The following is a 16,925-nucleotide window of genomic DNA, read 5'->3' as shown; positions in this document are numbered from 1 at the left end:
CGGCGGTCCGGCGAGACACGCCGGGACTGGCCCGGCCCGCTGGCCGGGGCCATGCTCAGCGATGCCTTGCGCGTGCCCGAGGCCGGGCCGGAGCTCTTCGATCCCGCCCGCTACGGCGACCGGGCCCGCCCGGTGGATGCCGGCGGGCGCCAGGCGGCCTGGTTCGTCCAGGGCCAGGGCTGGCAGGGCGTGCTGCGGCGCTACCGCCGCGGCGGCATGATCGCCCGGGTCAGCCGCGACGCCTATCTGTGGAACGGCGAGGACCGCACCCGCAGCTTCCGGGAATACCGGCTGCTGGCCGCCATGCGCGCCCAGGGCCTGGCCGTCCCCGCGCCGCTGGCCGCCGCCTACTGGCGGCAGGGTCCGATCTACCGCGCGGCCATCGTGGTCGAGCGCATCCCCGGCGTGCGGCCCCTGGCCCTGGCGCTGGCCGAACCCCTCTGGCAGGCGGCGGCGGAGGCCATCGTCCGCATGCACCGGGCCGGCGTGTGGCACGCCGACCTCAACGCCTTCAACATCCTGGTCGGCAGCGACGGCCAGGTCTGGCTGATCGATTTCGACCGCGGCACGCAGGGCGCCCTGTCGGAGCGGCAGCGCCAGGGCAACCTGGACCGCCTGCGCCGCTCGCTGCGCAAGGTGGCGGGCGAGGAGGGCGAGCGCTTCTGGCTGCGCCTGCGCGACAGCTACTGGACCGCCTGGGGCGTCGGAATCCAGCCCTGAACGGCCGCCCGCCGCCCCGCGGCGGCCGCCAGGCCGCATTTGCGCCAACTACCCGGCAAAGTTGGGCAGGTCATCGCTAAAAAGCTTTATCATTTCGCCTTTTGGTACTCCTGTCACACACGGCATCACGCAAAGGGGGCTGGTAATGAAACTACGGGCGGGTATGCGCTGGGCGCTTGGGGCGATGTTGGCTACGGCGGCGACATCGGCGGCGGTCGCGCAGAACAAGGTCGTCAACGTCTACAACTGGGCCGAGTACACGGCTCCGGACACGATTCCCGGTTTCGAGAAAGAAACCGGCATCAAGGTCCGCTACGACGTCTACGACAGCAACGACACCCTGCAGGCCAAGCTGTTGGCCGGCAAATCGGGCTATGACGTCGTTGTCCCGTCCACGCATTACGCTTCTCGCCAGATCGAGGCGGGCCTGTTCCAGAAGCTGGACAAGTCCAAGATCCCGAACTGGAAGTACCTGGACCCCGAAGTGATGGCGCTGGTCGCCTCCGTCGATCCGGGCAACGAGTACGCCATTCCCTGGGGCTACGGCACCAACGGCCTGGGCTACAACGTCACCAAGGTCAAGCAGATCATGGGCGACGGCGTGGACCTGGCCAGCTGGGACATGATCTTCAAGCCCGAGAACGCGGCCAAGCTGAAGGAATGCGGCATCTCCATGCTGGACGAGGCCGCGCAGGTGTTTCCGGCCGTGCTGAAGTACCTGGGCAAGGACCCCAACAGCACCAACGCGGACGACTACAAGGCCGCGCTGGAATTGCTGATGAAGATCCGTCCGTACATCCGCCAGTTCAGCTCGTCGGGCTATATCGACGAGCTGGCCGTGGGCGACCTGTGCATGGTCTACGGCTTCTCCGGCGACGTCATGATCGCCCGCAAGCGCGCCCAGGAAGCCAAGAAGTCCTATGAAGTGAACTACTTCATTCCGAAGGGCGGCGCGCCGGCGTGGTTCGACCTGATGGTCATCCCGAAGGACGCCCCGCACCCCGAGGAAGCGCTGGCGTTCATCAACTACATCGAAACGCCGAAGGTGCACGCCGCCATCACCAACACCATGTTCTATCCGAACGCCAATAAAGAGGCGCGGCAGTACGTGGTGAAGGACGTGGCCGACAATCCCATGATCTATCCGCCGGCGGAGGTCTCCAAGACCCTGTACGTGATCAAGGCGCTGCCCTTGAACATCCAACGCCTGCAAAACCGGATGTGGTCCGAGCTGAAGTCTGGAAGATAGTCATCATGAGCGAAAGCCGTTACTCGGCGCAGCATTCGACGGATCCGGACGAGTTCGTCCGGATCGCCGATGTCGTCAAGATCTTCGGCGATGTGGTCGCCGTCCGTTCCGTCAATCTGTCGGTCAAGCGCAACGAGATCTTCGCCCTGCTGGGCAGCTCGGGCAGCGGCAAGTCCACGCTGCTGCGCATGCTGGCGGGGTTCGAAGAGGCCACCTCGGGCCAGATCCTGCTGGACGGCGAGGACATCACGCGCGTGCCGCCGTATCGCCGGCCCGTGAACATGATGTTCCAGTCCTATGCCCTGTTTCCGCACATGACGGTCGAGGCCAACGTGGCCTTCGGCCTCAAGCAGGAAGGCGTGGACCGCGCCGAAATCCATGACCGCGTGTTCGAGGCCCTGGACCTGGTCCAGATGGCCGGCTATTCGCGGCGCAAGCCCAACCAGCTGTCCGGCGGGCAGCAGCAACGCGTGGCCCTGGCGCGCAGCCTGGTCAAGCGGCCCAAGCTGCTGTTGCTGGACGAACCGATGTCGGCGCTGGACAAGCAGATCCGCCAGAAGACGCAGATCGAGCTGGTCAAAATCCTGGAGCAGGTCGGCGTGACCTGCATCATGGTCACGCACGACCAGGAGGAGGCCATGACCATGGCGCATCGGCTGGCCGTCATGACCGAAGGCCAGATCGTCCAATGCGGCTCGCCGCAGGACGTCTACGCCTTCCCGAATTCCCGCTTCGTGGCCAGCTTCATCGGCTCCACCAATATGTTCACCGGCACCATCGTGGTGGACGAGCCCGACCACGTGGCCATCGAATGCGGCGAACTGAGCCGTCCGCTCTTCGTCAACCACGGCGTGAGCGAGCCGCTGGGCATGGAAGTGCACGTCTCCATCCGCCCCGAGCGGCTGCTGGTGTCGCGCGAACAGCCCGAAGGCGAATACAACTGGGCGCACGGCATGGTCAGCCACATGGCGTGGATGGGCAGCTACGCGCTCTACCAGATCCGCCTGGACTCGGGCAAGACGGTGGAGGCCAGCGTGCCCAGCCGGATGCTCGCCCAACTGGACGCGCCGGGCATCGACGAAGAAATCTTCGTGAGCTGGGACGCCGACAGCGCGACGGTGCTGGCGTCATGATCCGCATCTCGCCCCGCGACTGGCTGCCGTCGGGACGCACGCTGGCGGTGGTGCCGCCGTTCGCCTGGCTGGTGCTGTTCCTGCTGGTGCCGTTCCTGCTGGTCTTCAAGATCAGCTTCGCCGAGCTCAAGTTCGGCATTCCGCCGTACACCTCGCTGGCGGAATTCAAGGACGAGGCGGTGCAGTTCAGCCTGCACCTGCGCGGCTACATCCTGCTGTTCACCGACAGCCTGTACTTCGCTACCTACCTGAACTCGGTGAAGATCGCCGCCGTCACCACGCTGTGCTGCGTGCTGATCGGCTATCCCATCGCCTACTACATCGCGCGTTCGTCGCCTTCGGTGCGCAACCTGCTGCTGCTGGGCGTGATCCTGCCTTTCTGGACCTCGCTGCTGCTGCGCGTCTACGCCTGGGTGGGCATCCTGCGCAACGACGGGCTGCTCAACAACCTGCTGCAGAGCCTGGGCATCATTTCCAGTCCGCTGGAAATCTACCGCACCGACGTCGCGGTCTATATCGGCATGGTCTACGCGTACCTGCCGTTCTTCATCCTGCCGCTCTACGCCACGCTGGTGAAGATGGACCTGCGCCTGCTGGAAGCCGCCTACGACCTGGGCGCCAAGCCCTGGCAGGCCTTCTGGCAGATCACCGTGCCGCTGTCGCGCCAGGGCGTGATCGCGGGCGCCATGCTGGTGTTCATTCCGGCCGTGGGCGAGTACGTGATCCCCGAAATGCTGGGCGGCGCCAACACCCTCATGATGGGCCGCGTCATGTGGAACGAGTTCTTCAACAACGCCGACTGGCCCATGGCCTCGGCGGTGACCTGCGTGATGGTGCTGCTGCTGCTCGTGCCGCTGGTGTACTTCCAGTACAACCAGGTCAAGCAGCAGGAACAGGCAGGCGGAGGCCGCAAGTGAACGGGCCCAACAAGACTTTGCGCGGCATCGTGCTGGGGCTGGGGTACTTCTTCCTGTACGTGCCCATCATCAGCCTGATGGTGTTCTCGTTCAACGAGTCGCCCACGGTCACGTCCTGGACGGGCCTGTCGTTCCGCTGGTACCACTCGCTGTTCAACGACGACGCGCTGCTGCGCGCGGCCTGGCTGTCGTTCCGCATTGCCGTCATGACCGCCACGGCCGCGGTCATCATCGGTACCTGGGCGGGCTACGTGCTGGGACGCATGGGCCGCTTCCGCGGTTTCTCGCTGTACGTGGGCATGCTGAGCGCGCCGCTGGTCATTCCCGAGGTGGTGCTGGGCATTTCGCTGTTGCTGATGTTCGTGGAACTGCGCGGCAGCCTGGGCTGGCCCGCCGAGAACGGCGTCTTCACGATCTGGGTGGGGCACGTCACCCTGTGCATGGCCTTCGTGGCGGTCATCATCCAGACCCGCATCCGCGACCTGGACCGCTCGCTGGAAGAGGCCGCGCTGGACCTCGGCGCCACGCCCATCACCGTGTTCTTCAAGATCACGCTGCCGCTCATCGCCCCGGCGCTGGCCTCGGCCTGGCTGCTGGCGTTCACGTTGTCGCTGGATGACGTGGTGCTGGCGTCGTTCCTGTCCGGGCCCAGTTCCAGCACGCTGCCGATGGAAGTGTTTTCGCGCGTGCGCCTGGGCCTGAAACCCGAGATCAATGCGCTGGCCACGCTGTTCATCCTGGCGGTGGGCACCTGCGTGATCCTGGCCGACCGCCTGCAAGCGCGCAAGGAGTCCGAACCCAAATGAAGCAAACCACCCTCTACGGCCTGACCAAATGCAGCACCTGCGTCAAGGCGCGCGATTGGCTGACCGAACACGGCGTCGCCCACGCCTTCGTGGACTACCGCGACGACCCGGTGCCCGCTGGCACCCTGACGTCCTGGGCCGGAAAGGTCGGCGGCTGGGAAAAGCTGGTCAACCGCGCCTCCATGACCTGGCGCAACCTGCCCGAGGCGCGCAAGACCGCGCAGACCGACGCCGAATGGACCGCGCTCATCGCCGAATTCCCGGCGCTGGTGCGCCGGCCCGTCACGGTGACGCCGGATGGAGAGGTCAGCGTTGGCTTCAGCGAAAAGCGCTACGGCGAACGTTTCGCCTGAGACGCCGGCCGGCGCCGGCCAGGCGCTGCCCGACGCCTTCTTCGACCGCGATGCGGCCCAGCTGGCGCGCGAGCTGCTGGGCAAGGTCATCCGGCATCGCGTGGGCAGCCTGTGGCTGTCGGCCCGCATCATCGAAACCGAGGCGTACTACCTGGAAGAGAAGGGCAGCCACGCCTCGCTGGGCTATACCCATAAGCGCCGCGCGCTCTTCATGGACGGCGGCACCGTCTATATGTACTACGCCCGGGGCGGGGATTCGCTGAACTTCAGCGCGGCGGGGCCCGGCAACGCGGTGCTGATCAAGTCCGGCTACCCCTGGATCGATGCGCGGTCCGGCCCGAAGGCGCTGGCCCGCATGCAGGAATTGAATCCCGACGCCCAGGGGCGGCCCAGGGCGCCGGGCAGCCTGTGCGCGGGCCAGACGCTGCTGTGCAGGGCGCTCGGCCTGAAAGTGCCCGACTGGGACGCGCGCCGCTTCGATCCGCGCGCGCTCTACGTGGAAGACGTGGGGGAGGCGCCGGCCGCGCTGATCTGCACTACCCGCCTCGGCATTCCCCTGGGCCGCGACGAACACCTGAGCTACCGTTTCGTGGATCCCGGTTACGCGGCGTTCTGCACGCGCAACCCGCTGCGCCGCGGGCAGCGCGCCGGACACGACTACGTATGGGTGGACCGCCAGGGCATCGTGCTGCGCGAGGCGCCCGAGATGCCCTAGGCGGCGGGCGCTGCGAAGCGCCTGGCCAGGGACGCGCGCATTTCGGCGTACTTGCGCTCGATGCGGCGGCGGTTCAGGCGCTTGCTCCAGGCATAGAGCGGGATGAGCGGCAGCACGCCGAATCCGTCGATCAGGTACAGGCCCGGCTTGCCGTCCGCATTGAAGCCACAGGCGATATTGCTGGCGGATACGTCGTGCAGGACCACGTGCGCGTCGGCCAGATCGTCGAAGAACTCGTCGAGCTGTTCGCCGAGCGCCGCGTCGAGCTTGCCCTGCCGCGCCATGTCGGCCACCGTGGGGGCGATGTTGCCCGCCTCGTCGCAGATCTTCTCGACCACCAGCCCGAGGCCCAGCGTGGTTTGCGCCACGCCCAGGATGCGCGCCATGGGCACCTGCCAGACGCCGGAGGGGCGGGTGGTGGTGGTGACGTATTCCGAGATTTCGTTCAGGTAGACGCGGTAGGCGCTTTCGCGCTGGTACTGCTTGTACCAGCGCTTGAAGGGGCGCGCTTCCAGGTACACGGCGCGGGCGCGCATGTCCATCACCTTGACGAGCAGGGACGGCATGTGGGGATGCTGGAAGATGTGGCGGTCGCCGCCGGTGGCGAGCGGAACCGCGGCATCCAGGTCCAGCGGCCCGAATACGGACTGGAACGATGCGGCGGGCTGGCCGGGGGTGAGATCAGCTGGGTTCAATGGGGTTGTGGGACCGATGTGGATGGGCCAGAGTGTAATCCGCTTGCCCGCCGGAAGGCAGCGGAGCCTGTACGGATCCGGCATTTTTCGCCGTGGCGGGCGGGGCGGGAGTCCTACAATCCAGGCTTTGGAGATGCATCACTTGAACGATATTCTGCTTTGGGCCGCCGCGGGCGGCGCCGTGCTGGCTTTCCTGGCGGCGATGCTGGCGTGGCTGCGCCCGCCGGCCGCGGACGCCCGCCTGGAGGCGCTGCTGGAGGGGCTGGAACGGACCGAGCGCGCCCTGCGCGCCGACATCGCCGAGGGCCAGCGCGGCCTGCGCGGCGAATTCTCGGAATCGGCCCGCGCCTTGCGCGCGGAATTGGCGCAGTCGCAGGAAGAACTGCGCGCCGGCCTGTCGCGCGATGCCCAGGCCGCCCGCGCCGAATCCGCGGAATCGCTGGCGCGTTTCGGGGCCGGCTTTTCGGAGCAGCTGCAAGGCCTCATCCAGATCAACGAGCGGCGCCTCATGGAAGTGCGCGCCACGGTGGACCAGCGCCTGCAATCGTTGCAATCCGACAACAGCGCCAAACTGGACGAAATGCGCCGGACCGTGGACGAAAAGCTCCATGCCACGCTGGAGCAGCGGCTGGGCGAATCCTTCAAGCTGGTGTCCGACCGCCTCGAAGCCGTGCACAAGGGGCTGGGTGAAATGCAGGCGCTGGCGGCCGGCGTCGGCGATCTGAAGCGCGTCCTGACCAACGTGAAATCGCGCGGCACCTGGGGCGAAGTGCAGCTGGCGCGGCTGATCGAAGACAACATGACGCCGGACCAGTACGCCAGCAACATCAAGCCCGTGCCCGGCAGCGACGCCGTGGTGGAGTTCGCCATCCGCCTGCCCGGGCGCGGCGACGGCGGCGCGCCGGTATGGCTGCCCATCGACGCCAAGTTCCCGAAGGAAGAGTACGAACGGCTCATGGACGCGCAGGACGCTGCGGACGCGGAAGGCGCCAAGAACGCGGGGGCCGCGCTGGGCCGGGCGGTCGAGCTGCAGGCGCGCTCGATCGCCGCCAAGTACGTCGCGCCGCCGCACACAACCGATTTCGCCATCATGTTCCTGCCCACGGAAAGCCTGTACGCCGAGGTGCTGCGCCGGCCTGGCCTGCTCGACAAGCTGCACGACCTGCGGGTCAACGTGGCCGGCCCGAGCAACCTCGCGGCGCTGCTGAACAGCCTGCAGATGGGGTTTCGCACGCTGGCCATCGAACAGCGCTCGTCCGAGGTCTGGCAGGTGCTGCGCGCGGTCAAGACGGAGTTCGGCAAGTTCGGCGACGCGCTGGCCAGCGTCAAGAAGACGCTGGACACCGCCAGCAACAAAATCGGACAGACCGAAGTGCGCACGCGCGCCATGCTGCGCAACCTGAAGGACGTGGAGGCGTTGCCCGAGGCCGATGCGCGGCTGCTGCTGGGCGAGGGCGGCGACGATCCCGGCGAGCCGGAGGCGCCGCCCGCGGGCGCCAACTGATCCGGCCGGCCGGCCGGCGTCCGGCCCGCGCTTGTTGCCCGGTCCGACAGCCGATATCCTGATGCTTGCGGCAATTCGCCGTCGATATCTGGAGCATCGCTAGCATGAGCACCGCTGAACGCCATGATTCCTCTACCCTCGACGCGACGGCGCTGGGCGCCGATATCGCGCTAGGGGTCACGACCGCGCTTGCCGCAATGCAGCAAGCGGTAGGCAGGGTGGAGGCGCGCAATCCCGCGATCAACGCGGCTTGCGGCATGCAGGCGGAAACCGGCCTGCGCCTGGCGCAGGCGCTGGACGACGAACTGGCGCGGTTGTCGCCGCAACAGCGCGAGGCGCAATTGCAGCAGCGGCCGTTCCTGGGCGTGCCCACCTTGCTCAAGGACCTGGGCACCGCCGCGCTGGGCTTGCCCAGCGCCATGGGATCGGTGCTCTACGGCCAGGTCGAATGGGATGTCGACGCCGAAATCGTCAAGCGCTACCGCCGCGCCGGCCTGATTCCGTTCGGCCGCACGACCAGCGCCGAACTGGGCCTGAGCCCGACCACCGAATCGCCCGTCTACGGGCCCGCCACGCAGAACCCCTGGAAGCCCGGCCACAGCGCGGGCGGCTCCAGCGGCGGCGCGGGGGCCGCGCTGGCCAGCGGCATGGTGCGCATCGCGCACGGCAGCGACGGCGGCGGATCGATCCGCATCCCGTCGTCCTGCTGCGGCGTGCTGGGCCTGAAGCCTTCCCGCGGCCTGATGCCGCTGGGCCCGCTCAAGGGCGAGGGCTGGGGCGGCCTGGCCACCGAACACATGATGACGCTGTCGGTGCGCGACTGCGCCGCGTCGCTGGACATCAGCGCCGGCGCCGACGTGGGCGCGCCGTACGCGGCGCCGGCGCAGCCGGCGGACTCGTACCGCGCGGTCGTGGCGCGCGTCGCGGCCGATCCGCAGGGAGCCGCGCGCCGCCGCATCGCCTTCATCAGCACGACCTACGAAGGCGAGGCCATCCATCCCGAGGTGGCGGCCGTCGTGGACGAGGCCGCGCGCTTCTTCGCCTCGCTCGGCCATGAACTCGTGCAGGCGCCGCCGCCGGTGGGGTCCGAGGAAGTGCTGTCGCCCATGCTGCCCCTGATCGCCAGCGCGGCGGCCAACGCCATCGATTCGTTCGTCGGCGCGCGCGGCCGCCGCCTCGCCGCCGACGAACTGCAGCCCACCACGCTGGGCGCGCGCGAATACGCTCGCGCGATTTCCGGCGCGCAATACGTGGCCTGCGTCGATACCTGCCACGAAATCACGCGCCGCGTCGGCCGTTTCCTGGCGCGCGACGGCACACAGGGCCACGACCTGTTCCTGAGCCCGGTGCTGGCGCAGCCGCCCGCGCCCATCGGCCGCTACGCCATGGACAACGCCGATTATCTGGCCTACCGTCTGGGCAAGAAGGGCGTCATCGGCTATTCGCCCTTCGCGCCGCTGGCCAACCTGACCGGCATGCCGGCCATCTCCATCCCCTTCGGCATGTCTTCCGACGGCTTGCCCATCGGCATCCAGCTGATGGGGCCGCTGGGCAGCGAGGCCCTGCTGCTGGAGCTGGCCGCGCAGGTCGAGACGCTGCGGCCCTGGGCCCTGGTGGCGCCCATGGCCCGCTGAGGCGCCGGGGGCGCCGCGCCGGCGCGGCGCGCAGGCCGATGGATTCTGGGAGTTGCCATGTCATCGTTCGCGACGCACACCGTATTCAATCAGGTCCCGCCCCTGGAAGACTATTCGCTGTACGAAACCGACCCGGCGCTGCGCGCCGCGGTCGGCCGCGAGGGCGCGCAGGCCTGGGCCGGCGAGCTGGCCGCGCATGGGGCCTGGCTGGGCCGCGCGCAGACGCTGGAAGCCGGCGCGCAGGCCAATCGCTGCCCGCCCGAACTCCTCGCCTACGACCGCGCCGGCCACCGCATCGACCACATCGATTTCCATCCGTCCTGGAACCTGCTCATGGGCGGCATCATGGCGCGCGGCCTGCACAGCCGCGCCTGGGCGCAGCCCGAGCCGGGCGCGCAGGTGGCGCGCGCGGCGGCCTACCTGATGCAGGGCCAGGTCGAGGCCGGCTCGCTGTGCCCCACCGCCATGACCTTCGCCGCGGTGCCCCTGTTGCAGCGCGAGCCCGCCGGCGCCGTGGATTTCGGCGGCCTGTGGCTGCCGGCGCTGTATTCGCGTGAGTTCGACGGCGCCGACGCGCCGCTGCCGGCCAAGCGCAGCGCCCTGATCGGCATGGGGCTGACCGAGAAGCAGGGCGGCTCTGATCTGCGCGCGGTGAGCACGCGGGCGGTGCCGCAGGGAGCGGCCGGGCGAGGCCAGCCCTACCGGCTGGTGGGGCATAAATGGTTCTATTCGGTGCCGCAGGCGGACGCGCACCTGGTGCTTGCGCAGACGGACGACGGGCTCGGCTGCTTCTTCGTGCCGCGCTGGATCCCCGACGGGCCGCGCAACGCCGTGCGCGTGCGGCGGCTGAAGGACAAGCTGGGCAACCGCAGCAACGCCAGCGCCGAGGTCGAGTTCGAGGACGCCTGGGGCGTGCTGCTGGGCGAGCCGGGCCGGGGGCTGGCGCCGCTGCTCGAAATGGCGGCCACCACCCGGCTGGATTGCGTGCTGGGCAGCGCGGCGCTGCTGCGGCAGGCGCTGGTGCAGTCGGTCCACCACGCGCGGCATCGGCACGCCTTCGGCAAGCCCCTGGTCGAACAGCCGCTGATGCGCAACGTGCTGGCCGATCTGGCCCTGGAAGGCGAAGCCGCCATGGCGCTGGCGCTGCGCCTGGCCCGCGCGGTGGACGAGCGCGCCGACGCGCAGGCCCGCGCCCTGGTCCGCGTGGGCACGCCCGCGGCCAAGCTCTGGGTATGCAAGCGCGCCGTGGCCGCGGTGGGCGAATGCATGGAGGTCTGGGGCGGCAACGGCTACGTGGAAGAGGGGCCGATGCCGAGGCTGTATCGCGAAACGCCGGTCAATTCCATCTGGGAAGGGTCGGGCAATGTGATGGCGCTGGACGTGCTGCGGGCGCTGCAGCGCGAACCCGAGGCCCTGCCGGCGCTGGAGCGCGAGCTTGCCCTGGCGCGGGGCCAGGACCGCGATTTCGACGACGCCCTGGCGCGCTGGCAGGCCCTGGCCGCCGATACGGGGCAGGCGGAGTTCCAGGCGCGGCGCATCGCTGGCGGCCTGGCGCGGTTGTGGCAGGCCGCCTTGCTGATCCAGCACGCGCCCGAGGCCGTCGGGCGCGCATTCGCCGCCAGCCGGCTGCGCCCGGACGGCGGCCTCTTCGGCGAACTGCCCGCCGGAACCGACACCGGGGCGATCCTGGCGCGGGCCTGGCCCGCCGCCGCATGCTAAATTTCCCGGCTCGACAACCCTTTGCGCATTTTTTCCGCCATGCTCTCCCAGCAAGAACTCAAGCAGCAAGCCGCCGACGCGGCCCTGGAATTCGTTGAACAGGTCGCCGGCCCGGACGTCATCATCGGCGTGGGCACGGGCTCCACGGCCGACCTGTTCATCGACGGCCTGGCCCGTTTCAAGGGCCGCATCGCCGGCACGGTGGCCAGTTCGGAGCGCAGCGCCGCCCGCCTGGCCGGCCACGGCCTGAAGGTGCTGGACCTCAACGACGTCGCCACCATGCCCATCTACGTGGACGGCGCGGACGAGATCGACGCCAACCTGCACATGATCAAGGGCGGGGGCGGGGCGCTGACGCGCGAGAAGATCGTGGCCTCGGTGGCCGAGCGCTTCATCTGCATCGCGGACGAATCCAAGCTGGTGCAGACCCTGGGCAAGTTCCCGCTGCCGATCGAGGTCATTCCGATGGCCCGCGAGTCGGTGGCGCGCGCCATGTCGGCGCTGGGCGGCCAGCCCCGCCTGCGCGAGGGTTTCGTCACCGATAACGGCAACGTCATCCTGGACGTGTCGGGCCTGTCCATCACGGACGCCCCGGGCCTCGAAGCCCGCGTCAATAACCTGCCCGGCGTGGTCACCTGCGGCCTGTTCTCGCTGGCGGGCGCCGACGTGGCCCTGCTGGCCACGCAGAGCGGCATCCGCCGCCTGGACCGCAAAGCCTGATACGCTCCCGCGGGAGCCGCCCCGCGCCGCCGCGCCTTGCGGGCGGCGCGGGTTGATTCATAATCTTGTCACACTTGGGTCATAACCTTGCGGGTTGTGCAGGCCCATCTCGTAATACTCTTTAATTTCGGGGCAGTGCAATGAGATCAACCACGCAGGGAGCCCGGATGTCGGAGCACACAAACAAACAGTTCGACGCGGATCTGGAAAGCGTCCGTTCGCAGTTCTTGCAAATGGGCGGCTTGGTGGAAGCCATGATCCAGGAGGCCATCGACGCATTGGCCAGCGGCGACCTGTCGCTGGTTGAGAAGGTCCGCGAACGCGAAAAGGAAGTCAATCGCCACGAAGTGGAGATCGACGAAAGCATCAGCCGGATCCTGGCGCGGCACCAGCCCACCGCCATCGACCTGCGCATGCTGATGGCCGTGTCCAAGATGCTGACCGACATGGAGCGTTCCGGCGACGAGGCGGAGAAGGTCGCCACGGTCGCGCGCCGCATCCACGAGGCCGAGCTGCGCCATATCCCGGTGATCGAGCTGCGCCACATGGCCGCCAATGTGCGCACCATGCTGCACCAGGCCCTGGACGCCTTCGCCCGCCTCGACCCGATCCTGGCCGCGGCCGTCGTGCGCAGCGACAAGGAAGTGGACAAGGAATGGAAGGGCGCGCTGCGCCACCTCATTACCTACATGATCGAAGACCCGCGCACCATTTCGCGCGCCATCGACATGATCTTCATCGCCCGCGCGCTGGAGCGCATCGGCGACCACGCGAAAAACATGTCCGAACGCGTGATCTACATGGTCAAGGGCGCCGACGTGCGCCACACCGGCGTCAAGAACACCGAGCGCCTGGCGCGCGGCGACGTCGACGACGAGGACTCGCAAGAGCCCTGAGCTTGCCCGCCTCAGGCTGGGGGCAGCACGGCCCCCGCGTCCAGGCGCGGATCCGGCGTCCCGGGCTTGCCGGCGTCGATACGGCCGGCGAGGCGGCGGCCGAAGGCCGGCAGCGTTGGGGCGCCAATCTCCAGGTCATACCAGCCCCGGCAGCCCGGATAATCGATATCCAGCGCGGCGCCGGCCGGGACCTGCGCCTCGGCGCGCCAGTCATCTTCCATGTTCGAGCGCACGGCCACCGGCAGCGGCGTTTCGCCGCGATTCGTGAGCCGCAGGCGCAGCCCGCCCGCGGCCGGCGCCATCCGCGCCTCGATCCGGCCGGCGTCCCGGGCGTCGCCGCGGAACTGGCGATGGAAACCGTCGGGGCCCAATAGCCACAAATCGTAGGCGCCGCCATCGGCCAGGCGCCAGCCGTCGTCCAGGCGGTCGCCGGCGCCGACCGTATAGCGGCGCGGCGCCCGTTCCAGCGCGAGCCGGTCGTAGACGTGCAGTACCGCGCCGGCGGCGCCGGGATTGCGCAGCGTCAGCCGGTAGTGGCGGCCGTCGGCCGCCATGACTCCCTCGGCGTCCAGCGCATACGGCAGCGCGCAGGCGCGGCGCTTGCCGCCTTCCGGCGCCGGGTCGCGATCCCCGGCGAAATCGAAGGCCGAGGTCAGGTCCCCGGCCACCGCGCGCCGCCAGTCGCTGATATTGGGCTCGGCCACGCCGAAGCGCGCTTCCAGGAAGCGGATTACCGAGGTGTGGTCGAACACCTGCGAGTTGACCCAGCCGCCGCGGCTCCAGGGCGAGACGACCAGCATCGGCACGCGCGGCCCCAGCCCGAATCCGCGGCCGTGCAGGCCGGACGGATCATCCGGCGTGGCGGCGCTGGGACCGTGGCGCGCGTCGTGGTATTCGCCGTCGAGCGCGACGGTGGACAGCCCGCCCGACGTTCCGTCCTCCCGGCGCGCGGGCGGCGCGGGCGGGGGCATGTGGTCGAAGAAGCAGTCGTTTTCGTCGTAGGTGACGAAGAACACGCAGCGGCTCCAGGTCTCGGGATTGCGGGTGAGGATGTCCAGCACGCGCTCGGTATAGGCGCCGCCCCGGCGCGGCGACGACACCTCGGGATGCTCGGAATCGGCGGTGGGCGCGATGATCCACGATACTTGCGGCAGGGTGCCGCGGGCCACGTCGCGGGCCAGGTCGTCCAGCGTGCGCGTGGTCAGGCCGCGATCGCGCAGGGGCGCCTCGGCGGCGCCGCCCGCGTGCTGGCGGCGGTACTGCCGGAAGCCGGCCAGCGGGTTGTCGTTGTAGTTGTCGGCCATGTCCTGGTAGATGCGCCAATCCACGCCCGCTTCCTGCAGGCGTTCGGGATAGGTGGTCCAGCCGTAGCCTTCGCCGATGGGGCCCAGGCGGTCATGGGTGTTGACCAGCGCCGGGCCGCCCGCCCGGCCCGCCGGATCGTTGGTGCCGGTCCACAGGAACAGCCGGTTCGGGTTGGTGCCCGCGTGCATCGAGCAGTGATAGGCGTCGCACAGCGTGAAGGCATCGGCCAGCGCGGTCTGGAACGGCAGGTCCGCGCCGTCGTAGGCGCCCATGCCGAGCCGGCTCTTGGCGGGCAGCCACTGGTCCATGCGGCCGTCGTTCCAGGCGCGCTGGGCATCGTCCCACGTATGCGGCGTGATATAGCCCACCGGCGTGCCGCTGGGGTAGTCGCCGCGCAGGGCATAGGGCCGGACCCTGGTCGCGCCGTCCGCCTGGGTCAGCACGTCGCCCGCCGCGGTGGGCGCGGGCAGCGGGTCCGCGAAGCCGCGCACGCCGGGCAGCGTGCCGAAATAATGATCGAAGGAGCGGTTCTCCTGCATCAGGATCACCACGTGGCGCACGTCCCGAAGCGTGCCGGTCTGGCGGTCGGGGGCGATTTCCAGCGCGCGGGCGATGGCGGGAAAAGAGGCGGCAACGGGGGACGGTTCGGTTTTCATGGCAGCGCGAGATCCATCGATAGGGGGATCTTAAGCCCCTGCGGCGGGGCCGGAAACGCGAAGCCCCTCGCGGGCGAGGGGCTTCGGAAGCGGGGCCCGCGGACGGGCGCGAGGCAATCAGGCCGAGGGCGGAACGTAGCCCTGGGCTTCGACGTTGCCGTCTTCGAACAGGAAGCGCTCCATCTGTTCTTTCAGGTACTTGCGCGCCCGGGCGTCGGCCAGGTTCAGGCGGTTTTCATTGACCAGGCGAGTCTGGATGCCCTTCCATTCTTCCCAGGCTTCCTTGGAGATACTCTGCCAGATCTTGGTGCCGAGCTCGCCGGGATAGGGAGGGAAATCCAGCCCTTCGGCTTCACGCTTCAATTTCACACAGTTGACGATACGAGCCATGATTCGCTGCCGGAAAAATTAAGTAAGGCCACATTTTAGCGGGCTTGGCGTCCTGGGGACGCCAAGCCCCTTCGGGTCCTGCGGTAACGCCCCCGCGCGCGGGGCGGTTACAGCTTCTTGATGAAGACCAGGCTGTTGCGAGAACGGTTGTAGTTGTTCTGCTTTTCGCGGGGCAGGTCGGCGATGCCGCCCTGCACGAAGCCGCGTTTCATGAACCAGTGCGAGGTCCGGGTGGTCAGCACGAACAGCCGCTTGGCGCCCGCGGAACGGGCGCGCGATTCCATGTGGCGCAGCAGGATTTCGCCTTCGCCCGAACCCTGCCATTCCGGATGCACGATCAGGCAGGCCATTTCGGCCATCTGCTCTTCGGGGAACATGTGCAGGGTGGCGCAGCCGTAGATCACGGCGTCGTGCTCCAGCACCGTGAAATTCTCGACGTCGCGCTCGACCACGCTGCGGGGGCGGGGCACCAGGGTGCCGTCGGCCTCCAGCGGTTCGATCAGGCTGAGGATGGCGCCCACGTCGTCGATGGTGGCCGGGCGCAGATCGTCCAGCGTGTCCTCGACCACCATGGTGCCCACGCCGTCGTGGGTGAAGATCTCCAGCAGCACGCTGCCGTCCAGCGTGAAGGGCAGCAGGTGCGCGCGGGCCACGCCGCGCTTGACGGCCAGGGACGCGCAATGCAGGAAGGCGTGGGTGTCTTCGTCCAGCGTGCCGGCGGCCAGCAGCGCGTCGGCATCCACGCGGGCCAGCTCGGTGTCCAGCGTGCCGTCGTCGTTCATCACGCCGGGCGAGCCGGACAGGAAGATCAGCTTTTCGGCGCGCAGGCCCACGGCCACGCTGGTGGCCAGGTCTTCCATGGCCAGGTTGAAGGCGTCGCCCGTGGGGGAGAAGCCCAGCGGCGACAGCAGCACGACCGACGAGCCCTTCTCGATGGCGAACTTCAGCGCGTCGATGTCGATCTTGCGGACCTGGCCGGTGTGCTTGTAGTCCACCCCGTCGATCACGCCGGCCGGGCGGGCCGTGACGAAATTGCCGGAAATCACGCGGATGTGCGAATGCGACATGGGCGTGTTCGGCAGGCCCTGGCTGAAGGCTGCCTCGATATCCAGGCGGATCTCGCCGGCGGCTTCCTTGGCGCATTCCAGGGCGGCGGCGTCGGTGGGGGACATGCCGCGGTCGAATTGCTGGGTAAAGCCCTTCAGGCGCAGTTGTTCATTGACCTGCGGGCGCGAGCCGTGCACCAGCACCAGGCGGATGCCCAGCGAGGACAGTAGCGAGAGATCCTGCACCAGCGCGTTCAGCGCGCCGGCCTGGACCAGTTCGCCGCCGAACGCCACCACGAACGTCTTGCCTCGGAACGCATGCACATGGGGCGCCACGTCTCGAAACCATCGGACGAACTGGGCGGGTGCGAATTCAGGGGCTTCGAGGGCGGAGACGGTGTCTGGTTCCAGGTCGGGCATGATGGGTGGAGGGATTCCTGAGAGTCGGTAAAAACGCGGCGACGCGC

16 protein-coding genes are annotated in these 16,925 nt (G+C 68.7%); 12 read left to right on the top strand and 4 right to left on the bottom strand.

Annotated elements, in window-relative coordinates:
* Positions 1 to 51: 51 nt before the first annotated feature.
* The 7 genes from ADE01S_RS24725 (at position 52) to ADE01S_RS24695 (ending at position 5,893) form a co-directional block, all read left to right on the top strand.
* A complete protein-coding gene (locus ADE01S_RS24725; RefSeq protein WP_172600312.1) occupies positions 52 to 720 on the top strand; it encodes a 3-deoxy-D-manno-octulosonic acid kinase in 669 nt (222 codons plus the stop codon).
* A gap of 145 nt (positions 721 to 865) precedes the next feature.
* On the top strand, positions 866 to 1,969 hold the full coding sequence (locus ADE01S_RS24720; protein ID WP_062684388.1) for a polyamine ABC transporter substrate-binding protein: 1,104 nt from the start codon (positions 866 to 868) through the stop codon (positions 1,967 to 1,969).
* 5 nt (positions 1,970 to 1,974) lie between these two features.
* A complete protein-coding gene (locus ADE01S_RS24715) occupies positions 1,975 to 3,102 on the top strand; it encodes an ABC transporter ATP-binding protein (protein ID WP_062684387.1) in 1,128 nt (375 codons plus the stop codon).
* The gene (locus tag ADE01S_RS24710; RefSeq protein ID WP_062684386.1) at positions 3,099 to 4,019 is read left to right on the top strand and encodes an ABC transporter permease subunit; all 921 of its coding nucleotides are present in this window, start codon (positions 3,099 to 3,101) and stop codon (positions 4,017 to 4,019) included. Before ADE01S_RS24715 ends, ADE01S_RS24710 begins: the two co-directional genes overlap by 4 nt.
* Positions 4,016 to 4,825 (top strand): ABC transporter permease subunit, encoded by an 810-nt coding sequence (locus ADE01S_RS24705; RefSeq protein WP_062684385.1) that lies wholly within the window; start codon positions 4,016 to 4,018, stop codon positions 4,823 to 4,825. The genes ADE01S_RS24710 and ADE01S_RS24705 overlap by 4 nt, the downstream gene beginning before the upstream one ends.
* Positions 4,822 to 5,178 carry a Spx/MgsR family RNA polymerase-binding regulatory protein gene (locus ADE01S_RS24700; RefSeq protein WP_062684384.1) on the top strand — a complete coding sequence of 119 codons (357 nt, stop codon included), beginning with the start codon at positions 4,822 to 4,824 and terminating at the stop codon, positions 5,176 to 5,178. The genes ADE01S_RS24705 and ADE01S_RS24700 overlap by 4 nt, the downstream gene beginning before the upstream one ends.
* Positions 5,179 to 5,203: 25 nt before the next feature.
* Positions 5,204 to 5,893, top strand: coding sequence for a DNA-3-methyladenine glycosylase (locus tag ADE01S_RS24695; RefSeq protein WP_062684408.1), 690 nt, complete (start codon positions 5,204 to 5,206; stop codon positions 5,891 to 5,893).
* Here ADE01S_RS24695 and ADE01S_RS24690 read toward each other — a convergent pair.
* On the bottom strand, positions 5,890 to 6,588 hold the full coding sequence (locus ADE01S_RS24690; protein WP_062684383.1) for a PhoP regulatory network YrbL family protein: 699 nt from the start codon (positions 6,586 to 6,588) through the stop codon (positions 5,890 to 5,892). The two genes, ADE01S_RS24695 and ADE01S_RS24690, sit on opposite strands and share 4 nt — an antisense overlap.
* Before the next feature lie 133 nt (positions 6,589 to 6,721).
* Here ADE01S_RS24690 and ADE01S_RS24685 point away from each other — a divergent pair, with 133 nt between their 5' ends.
* The 5 genes from ADE01S_RS24685 (at position 6,722) to phoU (ending at position 13,061) form a co-directional block, all read left to right on the top strand.
* Positions 6,722 to 8,092: a DNA recombination protein RmuC gene (locus ADE01S_RS24685; protein WP_062684382.1), complete on the top strand. Its 1,371-nt coding sequence runs from the start codon at positions 6,722 to 6,724 to the stop codon at positions 8,090 to 8,092.
* 104 nt (positions 8,093 to 8,196) lie between these two features.
* Positions 8,197 to 9,726, top strand: a complete 1,530-nt coding sequence (locus tag ADE01S_RS24680) for an amidase (RefSeq protein WP_062684381.1) — start codon at positions 8,197 to 8,199, stop codon at positions 9,724 to 9,726.
* A 57-nt stretch (positions 9,727 to 9,783) separates the two neighbouring features.
* Positions 9,784 to 11,445, top strand: a complete 1,662-nt coding sequence (locus ADE01S_RS24675) for an isovaleryl-CoA dehydrogenase (protein ID WP_062684380.1) — start codon at positions 9,784 to 9,786, stop codon at positions 11,443 to 11,445.
* A gap of 39 nt (positions 11,446 to 11,484) precedes the next feature.
* Positions 11,485 to 12,165 (top strand): ribose-5-phosphate isomerase RpiA, encoded by a 681-nt coding sequence (rpiA, locus tag ADE01S_RS24670; RefSeq protein ID WP_062684407.1) that lies wholly within the window; start codon positions 11,485 to 11,487, stop codon positions 12,163 to 12,165.
* A gap of 167 nt (positions 12,166 to 12,332) precedes the next feature.
* Positions 12,333 to 13,061: a phosphate signaling complex protein PhoU gene (gene phoU / locus ADE01S_RS24665; protein ID WP_062684379.1), complete on the top strand. Its 729-nt coding sequence runs from the start codon at positions 12,333 to 12,335 to the stop codon at positions 13,059 to 13,061.
* Between the two features lie 11 nt (positions 13,062 to 13,072).
* Here the strand turns inward: phoU and ADE01S_RS24660 are convergent, their stop codons facing one another.
* The 3 genes from ADE01S_RS24660 to argA all read right to left on the bottom strand — a co-directional run bounded on the left by ADE01S_RS24660 (position 13,073) and on the right by argA (position 16,878).
* Positions 13,073 to 15,022, bottom strand: a complete 1,950-nt coding sequence (locus tag ADE01S_RS24660) for a phosphocholine-specific phospholipase C (protein ID WP_062684378.1) — start codon at positions 15,020 to 15,022, stop codon at positions 13,073 to 13,075.
* A gap of 117 nt (positions 15,023 to 15,139) precedes the next feature.
* Positions 15,140 to 15,412 (bottom strand): oxidative damage protection protein, encoded by a 273-nt coding sequence (locus ADE01S_RS24655; RefSeq protein WP_062684377.1) that lies wholly within the window; start codon positions 15,410 to 15,412, stop codon positions 15,140 to 15,142.
* Between the two features lie 107 nt (positions 15,413 to 15,519).
* Positions 15,520 to 16,878 carry an amino-acid N-acetyltransferase gene (gene argA / locus ADE01S_RS24650; RefSeq protein WP_062684376.1) on the bottom strand — a complete coding sequence of 453 codons (1,359 nt, stop codon included), beginning with the start codon at positions 16,876 to 16,878 and terminating at the stop codon, positions 15,520 to 15,522.
* Positions 16,879 to 16,925 lie beyond the last annotated feature (47 nt).

The organism is Achromobacter denitrificans NBRC 15125 (genome assembly GCF_001571365.1).
Lineage (GTDB): Bacteria > Pseudomonadota > Gammaproteobacteria > Burkholderiales > Burkholderiaceae_B > Achromobacter > Achromobacter denitrificans.
Note: the sequence above shows the minus strand (reverse complement) of the source record. Positions and strands in the feature narration are given on the sequence as shown.